The following is a 16,959-nucleotide window of genomic DNA, read 5'->3' on the forward strand; positions in this document are numbered from 1 at the left end:
AAACCTTTTATCTTGCATTTTGTAACAATATAAAAATTAAAACACATGGAATATATAGAGTCAGTAAACCCATATAACGGAAAGCCTTTTGAAAAGTATAGAATATTTTCTGAAAGTGATATAAAGAGGGTGTTGGAAAAGGCCGAACTGGCCTTTGAAAGTTGGAAAATTGAAAGCGTGGAACATAGGTCGGGACTGTTGAAAAAACTGGCCAAGGCATTGTTGAAAAATAAAAAATCCTATGCCCAGTTAATGTCCAAGGAAATGGGAAAGCCTATAAATCAAGGTATTGCCGAAATTGAAAAATGCGCATGGGCTTGCGATTTTTATGCCAAGAATGCCGTTAGGTTTCTTGCAGATGATCTTATAGAAACCGAGGCTGACGAAAGTTTTATAAGTTACGACCCCATTGGTTGTGTATTGGCTATTATGCCCTGGAATTTTCCCTTTTGGCAGGTTGTCCGCTTCGCGGCACCTACGCTCACTGCCGGTAATACTGTAATATTAAAGCATGCCAGTAATGTACCCGGTTGTGCCATGGCACTTCAGGAGCTATTTCTTTCGGCAGGCTATCCAGAGGGAAGCTTTCAGTCTATTATTGCGGACCATCAACAGCTTGAGTCTATCATTGGAAATTCCATTGTACAAGGTGTTACCCTGACGGGAAGTGAGAAGGCAGGTAGGGCTATTGCGGCCCAGGCAGGAAAGCATTTAAAAAAATGTGTTATGGAACTAGGGGGCAATAATGCCTGTATAGTTTGGGAAGATGCCGATTTGGACAAACATTTGGACACCATGGTAATGGCCAGAATGCAGAATACCGGACAGAGTTGTATAGCGGCAAAAAGATTCATAGTAGTCGAGGCTATATATGAGGAGTTTCTAATGAAATTTTCCAATAGAATCCAAACTCTTAAATCTGGAGATCCGTTGGATAAACACACGGATATCGGTGTAATGGCCAGGGAGGACTTGGCCAAAACATTGGCGCAACAAGTAAATGATTCCTTGGACAAGGGGGCTCAGGTTAAGCTTGGAAATAAACGGGACGGTGCCTATTATGAGCCTACAGTACTTACTGGTGTAGTTCCTGGTATGCCCGCCTTTGATGAGGAACTTTTTGGCCCAGTGGCAGCTGTGGTCAAGGCAAAAGATAGAATGGAAGCCATTGAGATGGCCGCAAATTCTAAATTTGGTCTAGGATCCATGCTGTTCACAGAGGATATAAAATCTGCACGGAAAATAATAGGGAATATACCGGATGGGGCATTTTTTATCAATGAAATGGTGAAATCCGATCCAAGATTACCTTTTGGAGGAACAAAAGCCTCGGGATTTGGTCGTGAGCTTTCCATGGAAGGTATATTGGAGTTTGTGAACAAAAAGACGGTTTATATAAGGAAATAGAATTTTAATGGGAATTTGCTATTGCTATATATTTTGGTCTGTACCCCAACTATTCCTAAAAGCGAATTGATTTTGGGGCATACGTTGCCGTTCACTTATTTCTTTTTTCTGAAGCTTTTGGGGCAGATCATCCAGTTCCCCGCCATAGTAGCCTAGGGCAATTGCCGTAACAATATGGAATTCTTCTGGGACATTGAAGATGTGTTGGGCCTTTTTGTAGTCTAAACCGGCCATATGGTGCATGGCTATCCCCATGTACTGTGCCTGTACGGTCATTGCACCCAATCCCATGCCCAAGTCGTGAAGGGCATGGAAATTTTCTTTTCCGTTTTCGCTTTCTTTCTTATATGCTGTAAGCATTAAAAGAGGGGCATTTTTTGCCCAAATCTTATTGGAATCTGTTAGGTTGTCTATGATTTTTCCATAGGCCTTTGAACCTTTTTCTGCATATAGGAATCGCCAAGGTTGTTCGTTATTGGAACTTGGAGCCCAACGTACAGCTTCAAAAAGTTGGTGCAAATGTTGTTCAGTGACTTTTCTATCCTTAAAAATCCGAGGGCTATATCGCTGTTTTAAGAGTGCAAATATTTCATAATCGGAATCGGCGATATTTTCTAATTGTATTTGTTCCGGTGCTGTCATGTTTCTTTTTTTTAGCAAAGTTTTATTAATCCGTTTCTTTTTCTTGCAATAAATGGGTTGCCAAAATAAATGCTTCTGCCATAGCAGCTTTTTTTAGTTTGGCCGCTCTTTTTATGGGTTTAGGGACTTGCTCTAGGGTTTAACATCATTAGTTTCTAATTTTATTAAATGGATCGTATTGCAGTTATGGCCCAACCAAGGAGCAACCGCTTTGGTTGAACGCGGTAAATGGGTCTTCTTTATTCCTGGTTATTTTGAGCTGTATTTGCCGCTGGTAAAGGGCAATGTGTGCCTCTGATCCGTTTGTTTGTAGCATCCCCAGGGGATGGCCCACAGGGGGCTTAAACTGTATAGGCTTTAAAAATTATATCAATAATAATAACTTGTGGGATAATTTATTGACCCAAAACCAATAATAATTGATTCTTTCCAAACAGGTTTTTAGAGCTAATAACGATTGGCAGGGGTCCATATAGTTGTTGTAGTATATACACCTGAAATAGCGTCAGGGATAATGTGGTAGGCCATTTGGCAGGTGGTACTGCTACAGAGAAACTCCAAGGGGTTTTAGCTTGTCCTAGGTTAAATCCAAAACTTACGTTTCATTCTTAGGAATCCGATAATAAAACTGATATACATCAATACGATCAGTGATAGGTGTATTCTTCTAATATGAACATATTCATTTAATTGGTAGGTATAATTATAAAATCTGGAAGCCTTGATGGGGGCATAACCCAGATAAAAAATTAACAATCCAATGCTAATCCATTTAATTCCTGTAAACCTATAATCCAATTTTTTTGAACTATGCCTGTGTTCCAAGAAAAAGAGGGTAATACATATTAAAATGGCAATAGCTCCCGCCAAATAACTAAATACCTGTGATTCTAGTTTAAAGTTTTGAAAAAATGGATTTATCAGCGAGGCGGTCAGATAAAATATTCCGGCCAATAATATATAATTTTTATATGTTTTGTTCTCTATATAGCACCAATAGACGTAAAAAAAATAGCTAAAGAAAACTAAGTTATAAATATTGTAAATAAAAACATTGTGCTTAACAAAAGCAGAGAAAATGGAAATATGGAATACCTCATAGTTCTTTGTAAAATAGCCCAATAATTCTGTTAGGAAGGTGTACATTATAAGTATTGGGAAATACTTTAAAGGTGTACTGTAATATTTGGGGTATTTTATTAAGGCTATTAATAAGGTTACGGCATAGAGCGGTTGACTGGCATTCTCTAAAATAGTATCCAATATTTCCATTTTTGCTTTAATCTGGGGTTAATGGGTCTTATTAATCCTCATGGTATGGTGGAGGAACCATATTGGCCTCGTTCAACACCATACTTTTATTTTTGGCATAGAAAGGGGCAGGGGATGCTGTTGGCATAAAGGAAGCCTCGGATTTACTTTCACTAGACTGCATCCTGTTCATTCCTTCCTCTTTTTTTGGTTCCAAATTATCTGTAAGTAAAACGGGGACATTTTTGCCATCGTCCTCTTCCCTAATGTAGTACCCGTATTCCCGATTGTTTTTATCCTTAATGGCAGGAATGATAAAAAATGAATTTTGCTTTGGATGTTTTATTTCCCTGCCATCTTCAAAGGTCTTTTTATCTGGATAATTGGAAAAATAAAAACGTAGGGAGGAAATTTCCACATTGGCCTTTTTAGCTTCTTGTTCAATATAGTTCATATATTCCTTTATGGTATTGTAATCATAATAACCAAACCGGGCTACATCAAATTTCTTCTCAGGGGCCAGTTCATTTTCATATTTTTCAATTAGGCCAACCCTTCGCTCGCCGTAGGCATCGTACATAGTTTTTGCCTGGGATACGGAAACAATCTGCTTGGGAGCATTAATTTCCATAGGTTCAGGTTCTGTCATAGGTGATTTTTCCTTTTTTTGTTCACAGGAAGTGAGACCAAAAACAACAAGGATTCCAAGGCACAAGTTTGCGTGAATTCTTTTTAGGTTTTTCATAATTTAAATTTTTACAATTAGTTGTTAATTAAAGTAATTATTTAGTGGTAAGCGTTGGGGGAAAACACTTGTTAAATTATATGTTAAAGTACTGATTATTGTACATCTAAAAAAATCATGTAAAAAATAAATCCCATTTGGCAAAGGCCAAATGGGATTTTAAGACTGTCCCCATTTTAAGGGATTATACTTATTAGGTTATTGATTCATGGTCAACAAAAACTCTTCGTTGTTCTTGGTTTGCCTAAATCTTTGTTCAATAAATTCCATGGCCTCTACCGGATTCATGTCGGCCAAATACTTTCTCATGATCCACATTCTCTGAATGGTGTTTTCATCCAGTAAAAGGTCGTCCCTTCTTGTACTCGAAGAAGTAAGGTCGATAGCAGGGAATATTCTACGGTTGGATATTTTTCTATCCAATTGTAATTCCATGTTACCTGTTCCCTTGAATTCCTCAAAGATTACTTCATCCATTTTAGAACCGGTTTCGGTAAGTGCAGTTGCAATAATGGTTAAGGAACCTCCACCTTCAATATTACGTGCAGCTCCAAAGAAACGTTTTGGTTTGTGAAGGGCGTTGGCATCCACACCACCACTCAAGACCTTTCCGGAGGCAGGTTGTACGGTATTGTAGGCACGGGCAAGACGGGTAATGGAATCCAATAGGATAACCACATCGTGACCGCATTCTACCAAACGTTTTGCTTTTTCCAAAACAATATTGGCAACCCTAACATGTTCTGTAGCCTCCTTGTCAAAAGTAGAGGCAACAACCTCACCGCGAACATTACGCTGCATGTCCGTTACTTCTTCTGGACGTTCATCTATCAAAAGGATAATTTGATAAACTTCTGGATGATTTGCAGCAATACCATTGGCTATATCCTTCAAAAGCATGGTCTTACCAGTTTTGGGCTGGGATACGATCATACCTCTTTGACCTTTTCCAATGGGACTGAATAAATCTATAATTCTTGTAGAAATGGTACTTTGTCTTTCCGCAAGATTGAATTTTTCCTGTGGGAACAATGGGGTCAAGTGTTCAAAAGACACCCTGTCCCTAACTATTTGGGGATCTATCCCGTTTATCTTATTCACTTTAATAAGTGGGAAATACTTTTCACCTTCTTTTGGCGGACGTACATTCCCAAGTACGGTATCTCCAGTTTTTAATCCAAATAATCGTATTTGGGACTGGGATACATAAATATCATCTGGAGAAGAAAGGTAGTTGTAATCAGAAGATCTTAAAAATCCGTAACCATCCTGCATAATATCCAAGACACCTTCACTTTCTATAATACTGTCGAACTCAAATTCCGGTTCTTTGTATTTGTTTTTTAGGTCCTTATCAAAATTGCTGTTGTTTTTGTCAACATTGCCTTTTTGATGGTGTGGATTTTTTTTATGTTGAGGTTTGTTGGCTTGCGGAGTATTTTGCTGTGATGCATTTTGTTGTGGTGCACCCTTTTGAAATTCCTTTTTCGCCTGAACAGGACTATTGTGTTGGCGGGGCTTTCTTTCGCGTTTAGTATCCTCTTTTTTATCTTCGACCACAGTTGGAGTTTCTTCTGGGGTGCTGGGTTTTTCTGTTGGAGTAACAGATTTTATTTCCGGCTTTCCCGGTGCAGCGGCTTTTGTTCCGGCCTCTTTTGGCTTCGACTTGATTATTCTGGACCTTTTTGGCTTTGCTGGGCTACTTTCCTCTGTAGTTGTAGTTGTAGTTCTTTCTTGAACTATTTTTGGATTGGATGCTTGTACATCCAAAATTTGATAGACCAAATCAAGCTTTTTTAAAGTTTTAAATTTGGCAACATTTAGGCCCTGGGCTATTTCCTGAAGCTCAGGAAGCTTTTTTGATTTTAAATCTGAAATCTCAAACATTAAGTTTTGAATAAATTATACTTATTACGAAAATATGAAGTGTATGTTGTTCTTGTTTTTGGATAATAAAGGGAATGAAATCCCCTGTTGGTAAGTAATCTGACTTATAACGTAGCAATATTACAAATTATTTTCAATATTAGGGTGATAATTTTTAAAAAGACGCTTATTTTTGCTTCTAAATTGTATTATAAAGCATGATTCAAAGAATTCAGACTCTTTATTTAATCGTAGTTATACTATTAGGGGCGGTTGTACCGTTTTTTGTAAATCTATGGTCGGATGCTAGGGGAAATGAGATATTTGCGGAAAATGAAGTATTTGTTTCCATTGCTTTTTATGCCGTTGCAGTCCTTGGACTGTTGGGGATAGTTTTATTTAAGAATAGACAAAATCAATTTGTAGTTAACAGGTTGAATATGATATTGAATCTTTTTTTACTAGGATTTTTCGTTTACCGATCACTAAACTTATCCGGAGAAACTTTGGTTTCTGAGAAGGGTATTGGGATGCTGATTCCTGTATTTTCTATCGTTTTTTTAGTCCTGGCCAACAGGGCAATAAAAAAGGATGAAGATCTTGTAAAATCTGTTGATCGATTGCGTTAAGCCTAACATCTTAGTAGTATTAGTGCGTGAACCCGGGGTAGTGCCCGGGTTTTTTTTTGGTGAAACTCAGATTTAAAAAGTTGCTTGTAACGAATTTAAAACTGTTAGTTGAACTAATCCCTCTTTTTTAGCGGGATATTGTGGTTTATCCCTTAGTATCTTATAGGCCAATGATAATCATCCCCTCTTACCAAGCTCAATAATCTCTAAATCCTTAATATTCTCTTTGTCTATTGCAAATCGCAACATGGTCCGTATTTGATGAAAACCATGGATGCCGCACGCTCCGGGGTTCATATGTAACAGGTTTAACTTTTTATCCCACATTACTTTTAGGATATGGGAGTGTCCGGAGATGAAAAGTTTTGGTGGGTTCCTTTTGATCTCTTCCCTGATCCGTACATTGTATTTATTGGGGTATCCACCAATATGGGTCATCCAGACATCAACATCCTCACATTTAAATCGGTTGTCCAATGGATACTCCAATTGAATCCTATGTTCATCTATATTTCCGTAAACTCCTTTTACCGGCTTTATTTTTTCCAACGTATCCATTACCTCCAAATTACCAATGTCTCCAGCATGCCATATTTCATCGGCCTCCCTAGCGTATTTTAGGATTTTTTCGTCCATATGCCCATGGGTATCGGAAAGAAGGAGTATTTTTTTCATGCGTTTAATTCTTTTTAATTTTTTTGCCAAGAAAGCAAATTGCAAATTTAAAAACTGTGTAAACCTAAGGTTCCTGCCTTGGAATTTTGGAGCTGTAAACATAAGGGAATTGGATAAATGGGCATAGTAAAACTTTATAACAATATTGTATTAAAACATTTCAGCTATCTGTTTTTCTCCCTTAGAACAAGTATCTTTGCCAACCACAAAACTAAATTATTCATTTGAGATATTTCGTCCAATTTTCTTATCAGGGCAGGTCGTATCACGGTTGGCAAAAACAGCCCAATGCAATAAGTGTACAGGAGGTTTTGGAAAACGCTTTTTCCTTAATTCTACGGGAAACAGTGTCTTTGACCGGTGCGGGTAGGACGGACGCTGGAGTCCATGCCAGGGAAATGTTCGCCCATTTCGATTCCGATGCGGTTTTTGAAGGTGTGGAATTGGTTCATAGGTTAAACGCCTATCTTCCTGAAGATATAGCCATTGTTTCTATTGTTGAAGTTCCGGCGGAGGCACACGCCCGTTTTGATGCTTCTGAGCGTACATATGAATATTGGATAGTTCAAAAAAAGAATCCCTTTTTGGTAGATGGGGCCTATTATGTGAAATATCCGTTAAATATAGAGCAGATGAACAAAGCTGCAGCTATTTTAGTGGAACATAAAGATTTTGAGTGTTTTTCAAAGTCGAATACCGATGTAAAAACCTATCTCTGCGATGTTAGGAAGGCTCAATGGACCAAAGATGGGGACAAGTTGGTTTTTACCATAAGTGCCGATAGATTTTTGCGGAATATGGTCCGAGCCATCGTTGGAACACTTATAGATGTTGGTTTGGACAAATCTTCCCCGACCAACATAGAATATATATTGGCCAGTAAGGATAGAGGGAAGGCAGGGGTATCGGTACCTGCAAAAGGATTATATTTGACAGCAATAAAATATCCAAAAAATATTATTGATTACAATGGATAAGGATACGGGTAAAGCATTTGATTATAGATTGTTCAAGCGTCTGCTTAGACATGTTAGGCCATATAAATTAACTTTTTATGGCGTTGCCATAGCAGCAATCTTACTGTCGGGTTTTGCTGTTCTTACCCCTATTTTGGTGGGTGAGATAGTTGATAATGCCATTACCAATAAGGATGGTCAAAAATTATTGACCTTGACCTTGGCCATGGTGGGTGTACTGTTGGGCGAAGTTTTAAGTCAGCTTTATTTTAATTATTACGCCAATTGGTTGGGAGAATCCGTTATAAAGGATATTCGGATAAAACTTTTTAACCATCTTATGGGGTTTAAGATGAAGTATTATGACAATTCTTCCATAGGTTTATTGGTTACACGAGCGGTGACGGATATGCAAAGGATAGGGGAGATTTTTAGTGAAGGTTTCTTCGTTATCGTGTCCGATTTACTTAAAATGTTGGTGGTGGCCATTGTAATGCTTGTAGCCAATTGGAAGCTGTCGTTAATAGTATTTGCTGTTTTGCCTATAATTTTATACGCTACAAGACTGTTTCAAAAGGCCATGAAGGTTGCTTTTATTGAGGTTAGGGCCCAGGTTTCCAATCTTAATTCATTTGTTCAGGAACGTATTACCGGAATGAAGATAGTGCAGTTGTTCACTAGGGAAGAAATAGAGAAGGAGAAGTTTAGGGAAATCAATGAAAAACACCAAAATGCTTGGTTAAAAACGGTATGGTACAACTCCATTTTTTTTCCGGTTGCTGAAATTGTATCCTCTATTACCGTAGGATTGATAGTTTGGTACGGAGGTCTGCAGAATGTTGCCAATATTAGTAAGGAGGAATACGGTACCATTTTCATGTTCATATTGCTGTCCAGTATGTTGTTTAGACCACTGAGGCAAATTGCGGATAAGTTCAATACCCTCCAAATGGGAATGGTAGCTGCCAACAGGGTGTTTAAAATATTGGATACGGACAGTAATATTCAAGATGTAGGAACAATAGATAAGGATAGTGTTAAAGGTGATATTGAATTTAGCAATGTACGCTTCGGCTATTTGGAAAATGAGGAAGTGCTCCATGGAATTTCCTTTAAGGTAAAGGCGGGAGAGACCATTGCTATAGTAGGGGCAACAGGTGCTGGGAAATCCACCATAATTAATTTGCTAAATCGTTTCTACGAAATTAATTCAGGCGCTATTTTGATTGATGGTATCAATATCAAGGACTACAAATTAAGCTCATTAAGGTCTAAAATTGCCGTGGTGTTGCAGGATGTATTTCTCTTTGCCGATACCATTGCCAATAATATTTCCCTGAAGAATGATGCTATTACCATAGAACAAATGGAACAGGCTGCCAAGCAGATAGGTGTCCATGAGTTTATTTCCAGTCTTCCAGGAGGGTATACCTACAATATTAAGGAAAGGGGAACTATGCTTTCCAGTGGTCAGCGACAATTGATAGCCTTTTTAAGGGCCTACGTGAGCAACCCCAGTATTTTGGTATTGGATGAAGCTACTTCATCGGTAGATACGTATTCCGAACAGTTGATACAACGTGCAACGGAAAAGATTACCGAAGGGCGCACTTCCATTATAATTGCCCATCGATTGGCAACGATTAAAAAGGCCGATAAAATATTGGTAATGCAGGACGGCTTGATAGTAGAGACCGGAACCCATAAAGAACTATTGAAACAAAAAGGGTATTATCAAAATTTATATGAAGCCCAATTTTTGGCAGAAGAGGTAGCTTAAAGAAAAATAAGTGCTGTTACATTAGATCGGACTTAATTATACTGGCCAGTTCGGTCAAATCCTTAAACAATACAAACTCCCCATTTTTGATATAGGAGATCAGGCCCGTTTCTTCGCTGACAATAAGCGCCAAGGAATCGGTTTTTTCGGTGATGCCAACAGCAGCCCTATGCCTTAGTCCAAATCGCAATGGTATGGAGCGTTCATTGGAAACAGGGAGAATTACGCGGGTAGCCACTATAAAATTATCCTCAATAACCGCCGCTCCATCATGTAAGGGGCTGTTCTTATAAAAAATACTTTCCAGAATAGGCTGGGTTATTTCGATATACATTTTATCTCCGGTCGACTTAACAAAGTCCAAGGAATTATTTCTGGCAATTATAATTAGGGCACCAGTTTTGGTGCTCCCCATTTTTTCACAGGCAGCTATAATAGCGTCTACATTGGTTCCTATGGTAAGTCCGTCTTCCTTAAGGAATTTAAAGTGTTTTAAAAAGTTGCGCTTTGAGGCTAAATTGGTAGAGCCTACCATTAACAGAAATTTTCTGATTTCCTGTTGGAAAACAATGATAAGGGCAATTAGTCCCACTTGCATAAAACCACCTACCATGCTACTGATCATTTTCATCTCCAAAACTTCAGTCAACTTCCAAAAAGCCCAAACAATAACAATTCCTATAAATATATTAATGGCTACGGTACCACGGACTAATTGGTAGACATAATACATTAGTACAGCCACCAAAAAGATGTCTATAATATCTGTAACACTAAAATCTAAGAAGTTTAAAAAATCCAATCCTGTGGTTTTTGTAAAAATAGGAAATAAGCTATAACCTCAAATTAAATTCTAAGAAATGTTTTGACCCTTTTTTGAACAATTTTTCAATAGCTAGGAATAAAAATTGGTCACAAATGATTCTCGGAGCCATTAATGGCATTAAATAAATGAATGCATTCGATGGCCTCCTTAACATCATGTACTCTTAATATTTGTGAACCTTTGGTAAGCGCGTACATATGTAGGGCCGTACTGCCGTTTAAGGCATTGTTAGGAGAGGTTTCAAGTAGCTTATAAATCATGGATTTCCTGCTAATACCCGTTAAAACAGGCAGATCCATAGCGTGCAGCAAATTAAATTTTTTGAGAATTTCATAGTTCTGTTCCAAGGTTTTTGCAAATCCAAAACCAGGATCAATAATAATATCGTTAATGCCGGCAGCACGCGCCAAGGCTACTTTTTCGGAAAAATAATAGAGTATTTCTCCCAAGAGGTTTTTATAGTTGGTCATGCCCTGCATAGTGCTGGGAGTGCCTTTCATGTGCATCATAATATAGGGCGCTCTGTGCTTCCCGACTATTTCCAACATTTTTGGATCCAAATTGCCGGCAGAAATGTCGTTGATTATTGCAGCTCCAAGGGCCAGACATTCATCGGCAACCCTACTTCTAAAGGTGTCTATGGAGATAAGGATGTCCGGAAAGGTCTTTAGCAATAGTTTTACGATAGGGATAATTCGAGCCAATTCCTCACTTTCATCTACGTGATCGGCACCCGGTCTGGAACTATAGGCTCCAATATCTATAAAACTTGCCCCATTGGCCAACATATTTTCCACCTGCGCAATAATCTCGGTCTCGTCTTTGTATTTGCCACCATCATAGAAGGAGTCGGGAGTAATATTAATTATTCCCATTACTCTGGGAGTACTTAGGTCCACTAATTTTCCTTTGCAGTTAATGGTCATGTTTTTTATTGGATAAAGGGGAGTAAAACTTTTGGTAGTTAAGTTTAAATCTCGATTTTTGAATAGTTTAAAATTTTAAGCGAAATTTACACAAATTAGAAAGATTAAATGCATAATACTTCCGAGCAATACAATGCCGTTATTAAAATTTGTAGGGACCTTTTCCTGAAAAAGATGCAAGATTACGGCAGTGCATGGCGAATTTTAAGGCTTCCATCCCTTACAGATCAAATATATATTAAGGCACAGCGTATTAGAAGTTTGCAAGAAAATGAAGTGCGCAAGGTGGATGAGGATGAGGTTTCCGAGTTTATCGGAATTATTAATTATTCCATTATGGCCTTGATTCAAATTGAAAAAGGAATAGTTGATCAACCAGATCTTTCCGCAGAGGAGGCTGTGGCCTTGTTTGATAAGCACATTTCCTTCACCAAGACCTTAATGGAAAATAAGAACCACGATTATGGTGAAGCCTGGAGGGAGATGAGGGTGAGTTCCCTGACAGATCTAATTTTGCAGAAGTTGTTACGTGTTAAGCAAATAGAGGATAATAAAGGAAAAACGTTGGTGAGTGAAGGGATAGATGCCAACTATCAGGATATGATCAACTATGCCGTATTTGCAATGATACATCTTGGAGAAAAAACAACATCCTAAATTCCATATTTAACCCTGGCTAAAAAAGGCTGATAATTAATAATATCTAGTAATTTATAAAAATCGGAATCGTATTAGAATATGAAGTATATAGTGACTTTAAGCCGTTTAATTGTCGGCGTTTTATTTATTATCAGTGGATTTATTAAATTGAATGATCCCGTTGGGTTTTCCTTTAAATTGGAGGAATATTTTAGTCCAGGCGTACTGGATTTGGAATTTTTGATGCCCTATGCATTGGGGATCTCTATTTTTGTGGTAATCCTTGAGGTACTGTTGGGTATTATGTTATTAATAGGATTCAGAGTTAGAATTACGGTTTGGAGCCTACTTTTGATGATCATTTTCTTTACTTTTCTTACCTTTTATTCCGCTTATTTTAATAAGGTTACCGATTGTGGCTGTTTTGGGGATGCCATAAAATTAACCCCTTGGGAATCCTTTACCAAGGATGTGGTTTTGTTGATACTTATTGTTGTACTCTTTTTTGGGGTAAAATATATTGGATCGCCTTTTGGTGATGGTTCCAAAAGACTTATCGTAGGGCTTAGTTTGTTAGTTAGTGCTATCTTTGCCTATTATGTGCTTAACCATTTGCCGGCTTTGGATTTTAGGCCTTATAAAATAGGGGCCAATATTGAAGAAGGCATGAGCGTTCCAGAGAACGCACCGGTGGCCATTTTTGATTACAGTTGGAAGTTTAATGTAGATGGTGAAGAAAAGGTAGTGGTTACCAATGGCGATTATCCGGCTGTAGATGGCGAGTTTATTGATGTAGAAACCAAGGAAATTCAAAAAGGATACGAACCTCCGATCCATGATTTCACTATTGAACAGGATGGTGAGGATATGGCCGCCTCCTTGCTGCAGGAACCAAAATTGGTCATGGTGATAGCCTATGATCTGGCAAAGAGTAATTACCGTGCTTTTACTGAGATAAAGGAGGTGACGGATAAGGCTATAAAGAACGGATATAAGGTTATTGGAATGTCCGCTTCAGGTAAGGATTATACCCAAAAAATGAAAAAGGAATATCAATTGGGATTTGATTTTTATTTCACGGATGAAACCACTTTGAAAACCATTGTAAGATCCAATCCCGGAGTGTTGGTATTGGAGAAGGGGACCATTATGCAGAAAGTCCATTTCAACGACTTGGAAGATTTAAAGTTTTAATAATTTTGAGGCAATGCCTCTATAACCAAGGATATATTAGCCTTACTGATAATAAGGGAACAACATAAATTAGAATCAAAATGAGAAGTAAAATAGTAGCAGGAAATTGGAAAATGAACAAGAATTTAGCGGAAACGGAAGTTTTGTTGGCAGAACTTTCCGCTAAACTTCCAGATACCAAGGCAGAGGTAATGGTGGCACCTACGTTTGTGAATTTGAGCGCTGCGGTGGATAAATTAAAATCATCTACTATTGAGGTAATTGCCCAGAACATGCATTTTGCAGAAAATGGTGCCTACACTGGCGAAATATCGGCCAATATGCTTTTAGGAATAGGGGTAGATACTGTAATTATAGGTCATTCGGAAAGAAGGGCTTATTTTGGGGAGACCGATGAAATTTTAGCCAAGAAAGTCGTAGCCGCATTAGCGAAAAACATGAGGGTAATGTTTTGCTTTGGCGAGGAATTAGAGGATCGTAAGTCTGGTAACCACTTTAAAATTGTGGAAAGCCAATTAAAAAATGCTTTATTTTCCTTGGATGCCTCGGCCTGGAGTAAAATCGTCCTGGCCTATGAGCCGGTATGGGCCATTGGTACAGGAGAAACAGCTTCGCCAGAACAGGCGCAGGAAATGCACGCTTTTATAAGAAAGACTATTACCAATGCCTATGATGCGGCCATAGCAAACAATGTTTCCATACTTTATGGAGGTAGTGTAAAACCGAATAATGCGGTCGAAATTTTTTCTAAACCGGATGTTGATGGTGGTTTAATAGGTGGTGCTGCATTGGTAGCGGATGACTTTATTGCTATAATTGAAGCAATAGCATAAGCAGCTAACTATAAATATTTGGATTCAAACCCAGTGATATTTACTTATTTAAGAGGTTTGGGTGCAACAAAATAATTTAAAGACCCGTTGAAGTTTCAACGGGTTCTTTTACTATAAAATGGTGTCTAATTAAGGTGTTTTAGTAAAATGTCGAATTCAATATATCTAGAGTATAATTTTAAGGTGGCCCCTGTTCAACCGGCTTCCGATATTCTCATTGCGGAATTGGGGGAAGTGCAATTCGAAAGTTTTGTGGAAACGGAAGATGGGGTTCAAGCTTATATTAAAAAAGAAGATTGGTATCCTAATATTCTGGATGACCTACAGATTCTTTCCAATCCTTTGTTTAGCATTGATTATGATTATTCGGAGATAGAACAGGAGAATTGGAACGCTACCTGGGAAAGTAATTTTAACCCTATTCAAGTAGGTGACCAATGCGTGGTTAGAGCTCCTTTTCATGATAAGCCCAAAGTGGATTATGATATTATTATTGAACCAAAGATGAGTTTTGGGACAGGGCATCATGAAACAACCCATATGATGTTACAGCATATACTGGACCATGACTTTAATGGTAAATCTGTCTTGGATATGGGGAGTGGAACAGGTGTTTTGGCTATTTTGGCGGCAATGAAGGGAGCTAAAGATATAGATGCCATAGATATAGATAACTGGTGCTACTTAAATGCCAAGGAAAATGTTGAGCGCAACAATTGTAGCCATATTAATGTTTACGAAGGAACTGCCTATTTACTGGTGGACCAGAAATACGACATTATCATAGCCAATATTAATAGAAACATTTTGTTGGAGGACATTCCGTCCTATGTGAAATGCCTGAACAAGGGTGGTATGTTATTTTTAAGTGGCTTTTATAAGGAGGATATACCGCAGATTTCGGAAAGATGTGAGGAAGTAGGGTTAAAATTTGAAAAAAATCTGGAAAAGAATAATTGGGTTGCCGTAAAATATGTATTTTAGAAGGTATTAAAATTGAATTCTATGAGTACAAAGGAAAAAGTCTCGGAAGAATTACTTTTGGATGAGGAGACTGTAAAGCAAAATGAGATTGTTTTGTTCAATGATGAGGTTAATACTTTTGATCACGTTATTGAAACTTTAATAATGGCCTGCGACCACACTCCGGAACAGGCGGAGCAATGTTCCCTAATTGTACATTACAATGGAAAATGTACGGTTAAGACAGGGGAATATAACGATTTAAAGCCTAGGTGCAGTAAGCTTTTGAATGCTGGACTAAGTGCTGAAATTGTTTAAGTAAGCAATAGCTATAAAAACCTTTTTTTCTTTATTTCATTAAGCCAACCCGCTTCCTAATGACAGGAGGAGTTTTGGGCATATCCGTATACCTATAATTAATTTGAAAAATTAGGTTTGTGGTTATCGGTAACACAATCCCCACTTTGTTGGTCTATGTGTGTGATTTTAATGGGGCAATTTCTTCTGAAGTAGGCCGTAGGTGAATGTGCCCAATAGGGCAGCTGCAATAACAATGAACATACTAAAAACACCTGTACCTACCAGAATGTACATGGGTCCAGGGCAAGCACCTGCCAAGGCCCATCCTAAGCCAAAGATGGTACCGCCAAGGATATATCTTGCCACACCTTTTTCTTTTGGAAGCAAGTCTATTTCTCGCCCTTCTATGCTCTTAACCTTGTATTTTTTAAAGATCCAAATAAAAAGAACGCCCAGAAATACTGCAGACCCAATAATTCCGTACATATGAAAGGATTGAAACTTGAACATTTCATAGATACGATACCAAGACACTGCTTCCGATTTCACTAGAACAATACCAAAGAAGATACCGACCAACAAGAATTTTAAGAATTTCATTTTGTTTCTGTTATGTGCTTTTGCTGAAAACAATTTCTCCAGCCTTAAGTTTATTATTAATTGATATTACAATAATTGATGAATCCAATATTTAGCTCCACGTATATACGGTATGCTTCTTGAAATTCATTTTTAAGATCCAAAAATTAAGGGTAGAATAAAGAAGGTCATTATAAGTCCGCCAACAAAGAAACCTATTACCGCTATGAGCGAGGGTAGCTGAAGGTTGCTTAGGCCTGTAATAGCATGGCCCGAAGTACATCCTCCGGCATACCTGGTTCCAAAGCCCACTAAAAATCCCGCAATGACCAAGACTGAAATCCCTTTTAGGCTCAACACATTTTCCCAACTATAAATCTCGGGGGGTAGGAGGGTTTCCCCTGCCTCATTAAACCCTAAGGCATTTAGATCCGAAATGGTTTCCGCGCTTAAGGCAATTGCCGAACCATCGGATAAATATTGTGTTGCTATGAATCCACCAAGGATAGCTCCAAGAACAACGGTGAGATTCCAGCGCTGTGCCTTCCAATCCAGTCTGAAATAGTCCGAAAATTTCCCTGCACCGCCAATGCTGCAAAGTGTCTGTAAATTGGAGGACATGCCGAAAGTTTTTCCGAAAAACACCAAAATTAGCATTACGAGGGCAATCAAAGGCCCGGACACATACCATGGCCAGGGTTGAAGTATATAATCCATATTATTTATTAAGATGCAAAGATAAAGTTAT

18 protein-coding genes are annotated in these 16,959 nt (G+C 38.2%); 9 read left to right on the top strand and 9 right to left on the bottom strand.

The genetic code is table 11. From position 1 onward, the window contains the following. Positions 1-45: 45 nt before the first annotated feature. A complete protein-coding gene (locus MWU82_RS14885; protein ID WP_247096991.1) occupies positions 46-1,407 on the top strand; it encodes an NAD-dependent succinate-semialdehyde dehydrogenase in 1,362 nt (453 codons plus the stop codon). Positions 1,408-1,431: 24 nt separating this feature from the next. On the opposite strand, the gene MWU82_RS14890 is transcribed toward MWU82_RS14885, so the two are convergent. The 4 genes from MWU82_RS14890 to rho form a co-directional block, all read right to left on the bottom strand. After that, complete coding sequence (locus MWU82_RS14890) at positions 1,432-2,049, bottom strand: nitroreductase family protein (RefSeq protein ID WP_247096992.1); 618 nt, start codon at positions 2,047-2,049, stop codon at positions 1,432-1,434. A gap of 582 nt (positions 2,050-2,631) precedes the next feature. Then, positions 2,632-3,312, bottom strand: coding sequence for a hypothetical protein (locus MWU82_RS14895; RefSeq protein ID WP_247096993.1), 681 nt, complete (start codon positions 3,310-3,312; stop codon positions 2,632-2,634). 40 nt (positions 3,313-3,352) lie between these two features. Continuing rightward, the gene (locus MWU82_RS14900; protein ID WP_247096994.1) at positions 3,353-4,045 is read right to left on the bottom strand and encodes a hypothetical protein; all 693 of its coding nucleotides are present in this window, start codon (positions 4,043-4,045) and stop codon (positions 3,353-3,355) included. A gap of 198 nt (positions 4,046-4,243) precedes the next feature. Beyond that, positions 4,244-5,932: a transcription termination factor Rho gene (rho, locus tag MWU82_RS14905; RefSeq protein ID WP_247096995.1), complete on the bottom strand. Its 1,689-nt coding sequence runs from the start codon at positions 5,930-5,932 to the stop codon at positions 4,244-4,246. A 197-nt stretch (positions 5,933-6,129) separates the two neighbouring features. Here rho and MWU82_RS14910 point away from each other — a divergent pair, with 197 nt between their 5' ends. Then, the gene (locus MWU82_RS14910; protein ID WP_215946637.1) at positions 6,130-6,540 is read left to right on the top strand and encodes a DUF4293 domain-containing protein; all 411 of its coding nucleotides are present in this window, start codon (positions 6,130-6,132) and stop codon (positions 6,538-6,540) included. A 177-nt stretch (positions 6,541-6,717) separates the two neighbouring features. On the opposite strand, the gene MWU82_RS14915 is transcribed toward MWU82_RS14910, so the two are convergent. Further along, positions 6,718-7,215, bottom strand: a complete 498-nt coding sequence (locus MWU82_RS14915) for a metallophosphoesterase family protein (protein WP_215946638.1) — start codon at positions 7,213-7,215, stop codon at positions 6,718-6,720. A gap of 224 nt (positions 7,216-7,439) precedes the next feature. Between MWU82_RS14915 and truA the strand changes: the two genes are divergently transcribed. Together truA and MWU82_RS14925 are read left to right on the top strand one after the other, a co-directional pair. Beyond that, entirely contained in the window at positions 7,440-8,192 is a 753-nt protein-coding gene (gene truA / locus MWU82_RS14920; protein ID WP_247096996.1) for a tRNA pseudouridine(38-40) synthase TruA, read from the top strand. Then, a complete protein-coding gene (locus MWU82_RS14925) occupies positions 8,185-9,951 on the top strand; it encodes an ABC transporter ATP-binding protein (protein WP_215946640.1) in 1,767 nt (588 codons plus the stop codon). The genes truA and MWU82_RS14925 overlap by 8 nt, the downstream gene beginning before the upstream one ends. A 16-nt stretch (positions 9,952-9,967) precedes the next feature. Here MWU82_RS14925 and MWU82_RS14930 read toward each other — a convergent pair whose 3' ends face one another. Together MWU82_RS14930 and folP are read right to left on the bottom strand one after the other, a co-directional pair. Further along, on the bottom strand, positions 9,968-10,753 hold the full coding sequence (locus MWU82_RS14930; protein ID WP_215946641.1) for a diadenylate cyclase: 786 nt from the start codon (positions 10,751-10,753) through the stop codon (positions 9,968-9,970). A 110-nt stretch (positions 10,754-10,863) separates the two neighbouring features. After that, the gene (gene folP, locus MWU82_RS14935) at positions 10,864-11,703 is read right to left on the bottom strand and encodes a dihydropteroate synthase (RefSeq protein WP_247096997.1); all 840 of its coding nucleotides are present in this window, start codon (positions 11,701-11,703) and stop codon (positions 10,864-10,866) included. A 108-nt stretch (positions 11,704-11,811) separates the two neighbouring features. Between folP and MWU82_RS14940 the strand changes: the two genes are divergently transcribed. From MWU82_RS14940 to MWU82_RS14960, 5 genes are all read left to right on the top strand, one after another. Next, positions 11,812-12,360 (top strand): DUF1599 domain-containing protein, encoded by a 549-nt coding sequence (locus tag MWU82_RS14940; protein WP_247096998.1) that lies wholly within the window; start codon positions 11,812-11,814, stop codon positions 12,358-12,360. Positions 12,361-12,441: 81 nt separating this feature from the next. Further along, positions 12,442-13,536 carry a BT_3928 family protein gene (locus MWU82_RS14945; protein ID WP_247096999.1) on the top strand — a complete coding sequence of 365 codons (1,095 nt, stop codon included), beginning with the start codon at positions 12,442-12,444 and terminating at the stop codon, positions 13,534-13,536. 80 nt (positions 13,537-13,616) lie between these two features. After that, positions 13,617-14,369, top strand: a complete 753-nt coding sequence (tpiA, locus tag MWU82_RS14950; protein WP_215946645.1) for a triose-phosphate isomerase — start codon at positions 13,617-13,619, stop codon at positions 14,367-14,369. Positions 14,370-14,516: 147 nt separating this feature from the next. Next, positions 14,517-15,353 (top strand): 50S ribosomal protein L11 methyltransferase, encoded by an 837-nt coding sequence (gene prmA / locus MWU82_RS14955; RefSeq protein ID WP_247097000.1) that lies wholly within the window; start codon positions 14,517-14,519, stop codon positions 15,351-15,353. 21 nt (positions 15,354-15,374) lie between these two features. Next, a complete protein-coding gene (locus tag MWU82_RS14960) occupies positions 15,375-15,650 on the top strand; it encodes an ATP-dependent Clp protease adaptor ClpS (RefSeq protein ID WP_072862636.1) in 276 nt (91 codons plus the stop codon). Between the two features lie 168 nt (positions 15,651-15,818). Here the strand turns inward: MWU82_RS14960 and MWU82_RS14965 are convergent, their stop codons facing one another. Continuing rightward, the gene (locus tag MWU82_RS14965; protein WP_215946647.1) at positions 15,819-16,232 is read right to left on the bottom strand and encodes a DUF6691 family protein; all 414 of its coding nucleotides are present in this window, start codon (positions 16,230-16,232) and stop codon (positions 15,819-15,821) included. 132 nt (positions 16,233-16,364) lie between these two features. Continuing rightward, positions 16,365-16,928 (bottom strand): YeeE/YedE thiosulfate transporter family protein, encoded by a 564-nt coding sequence (locus tag MWU82_RS14970; protein ID WP_215946648.1) that lies wholly within the window; start codon positions 16,926-16,928, stop codon positions 16,365-16,367. Positions 16,929-16,959: the final 31 nt, after the last annotated feature.

The organism is Arenibacter sp. S6351L (assembly GCF_023016025.1).
Classification (GTDB): Bacteria; Bacteroidota; Bacteroidia; order Flavobacteriales; family Flavobacteriaceae; genus Arenibacter; species Arenibacter algicola_B.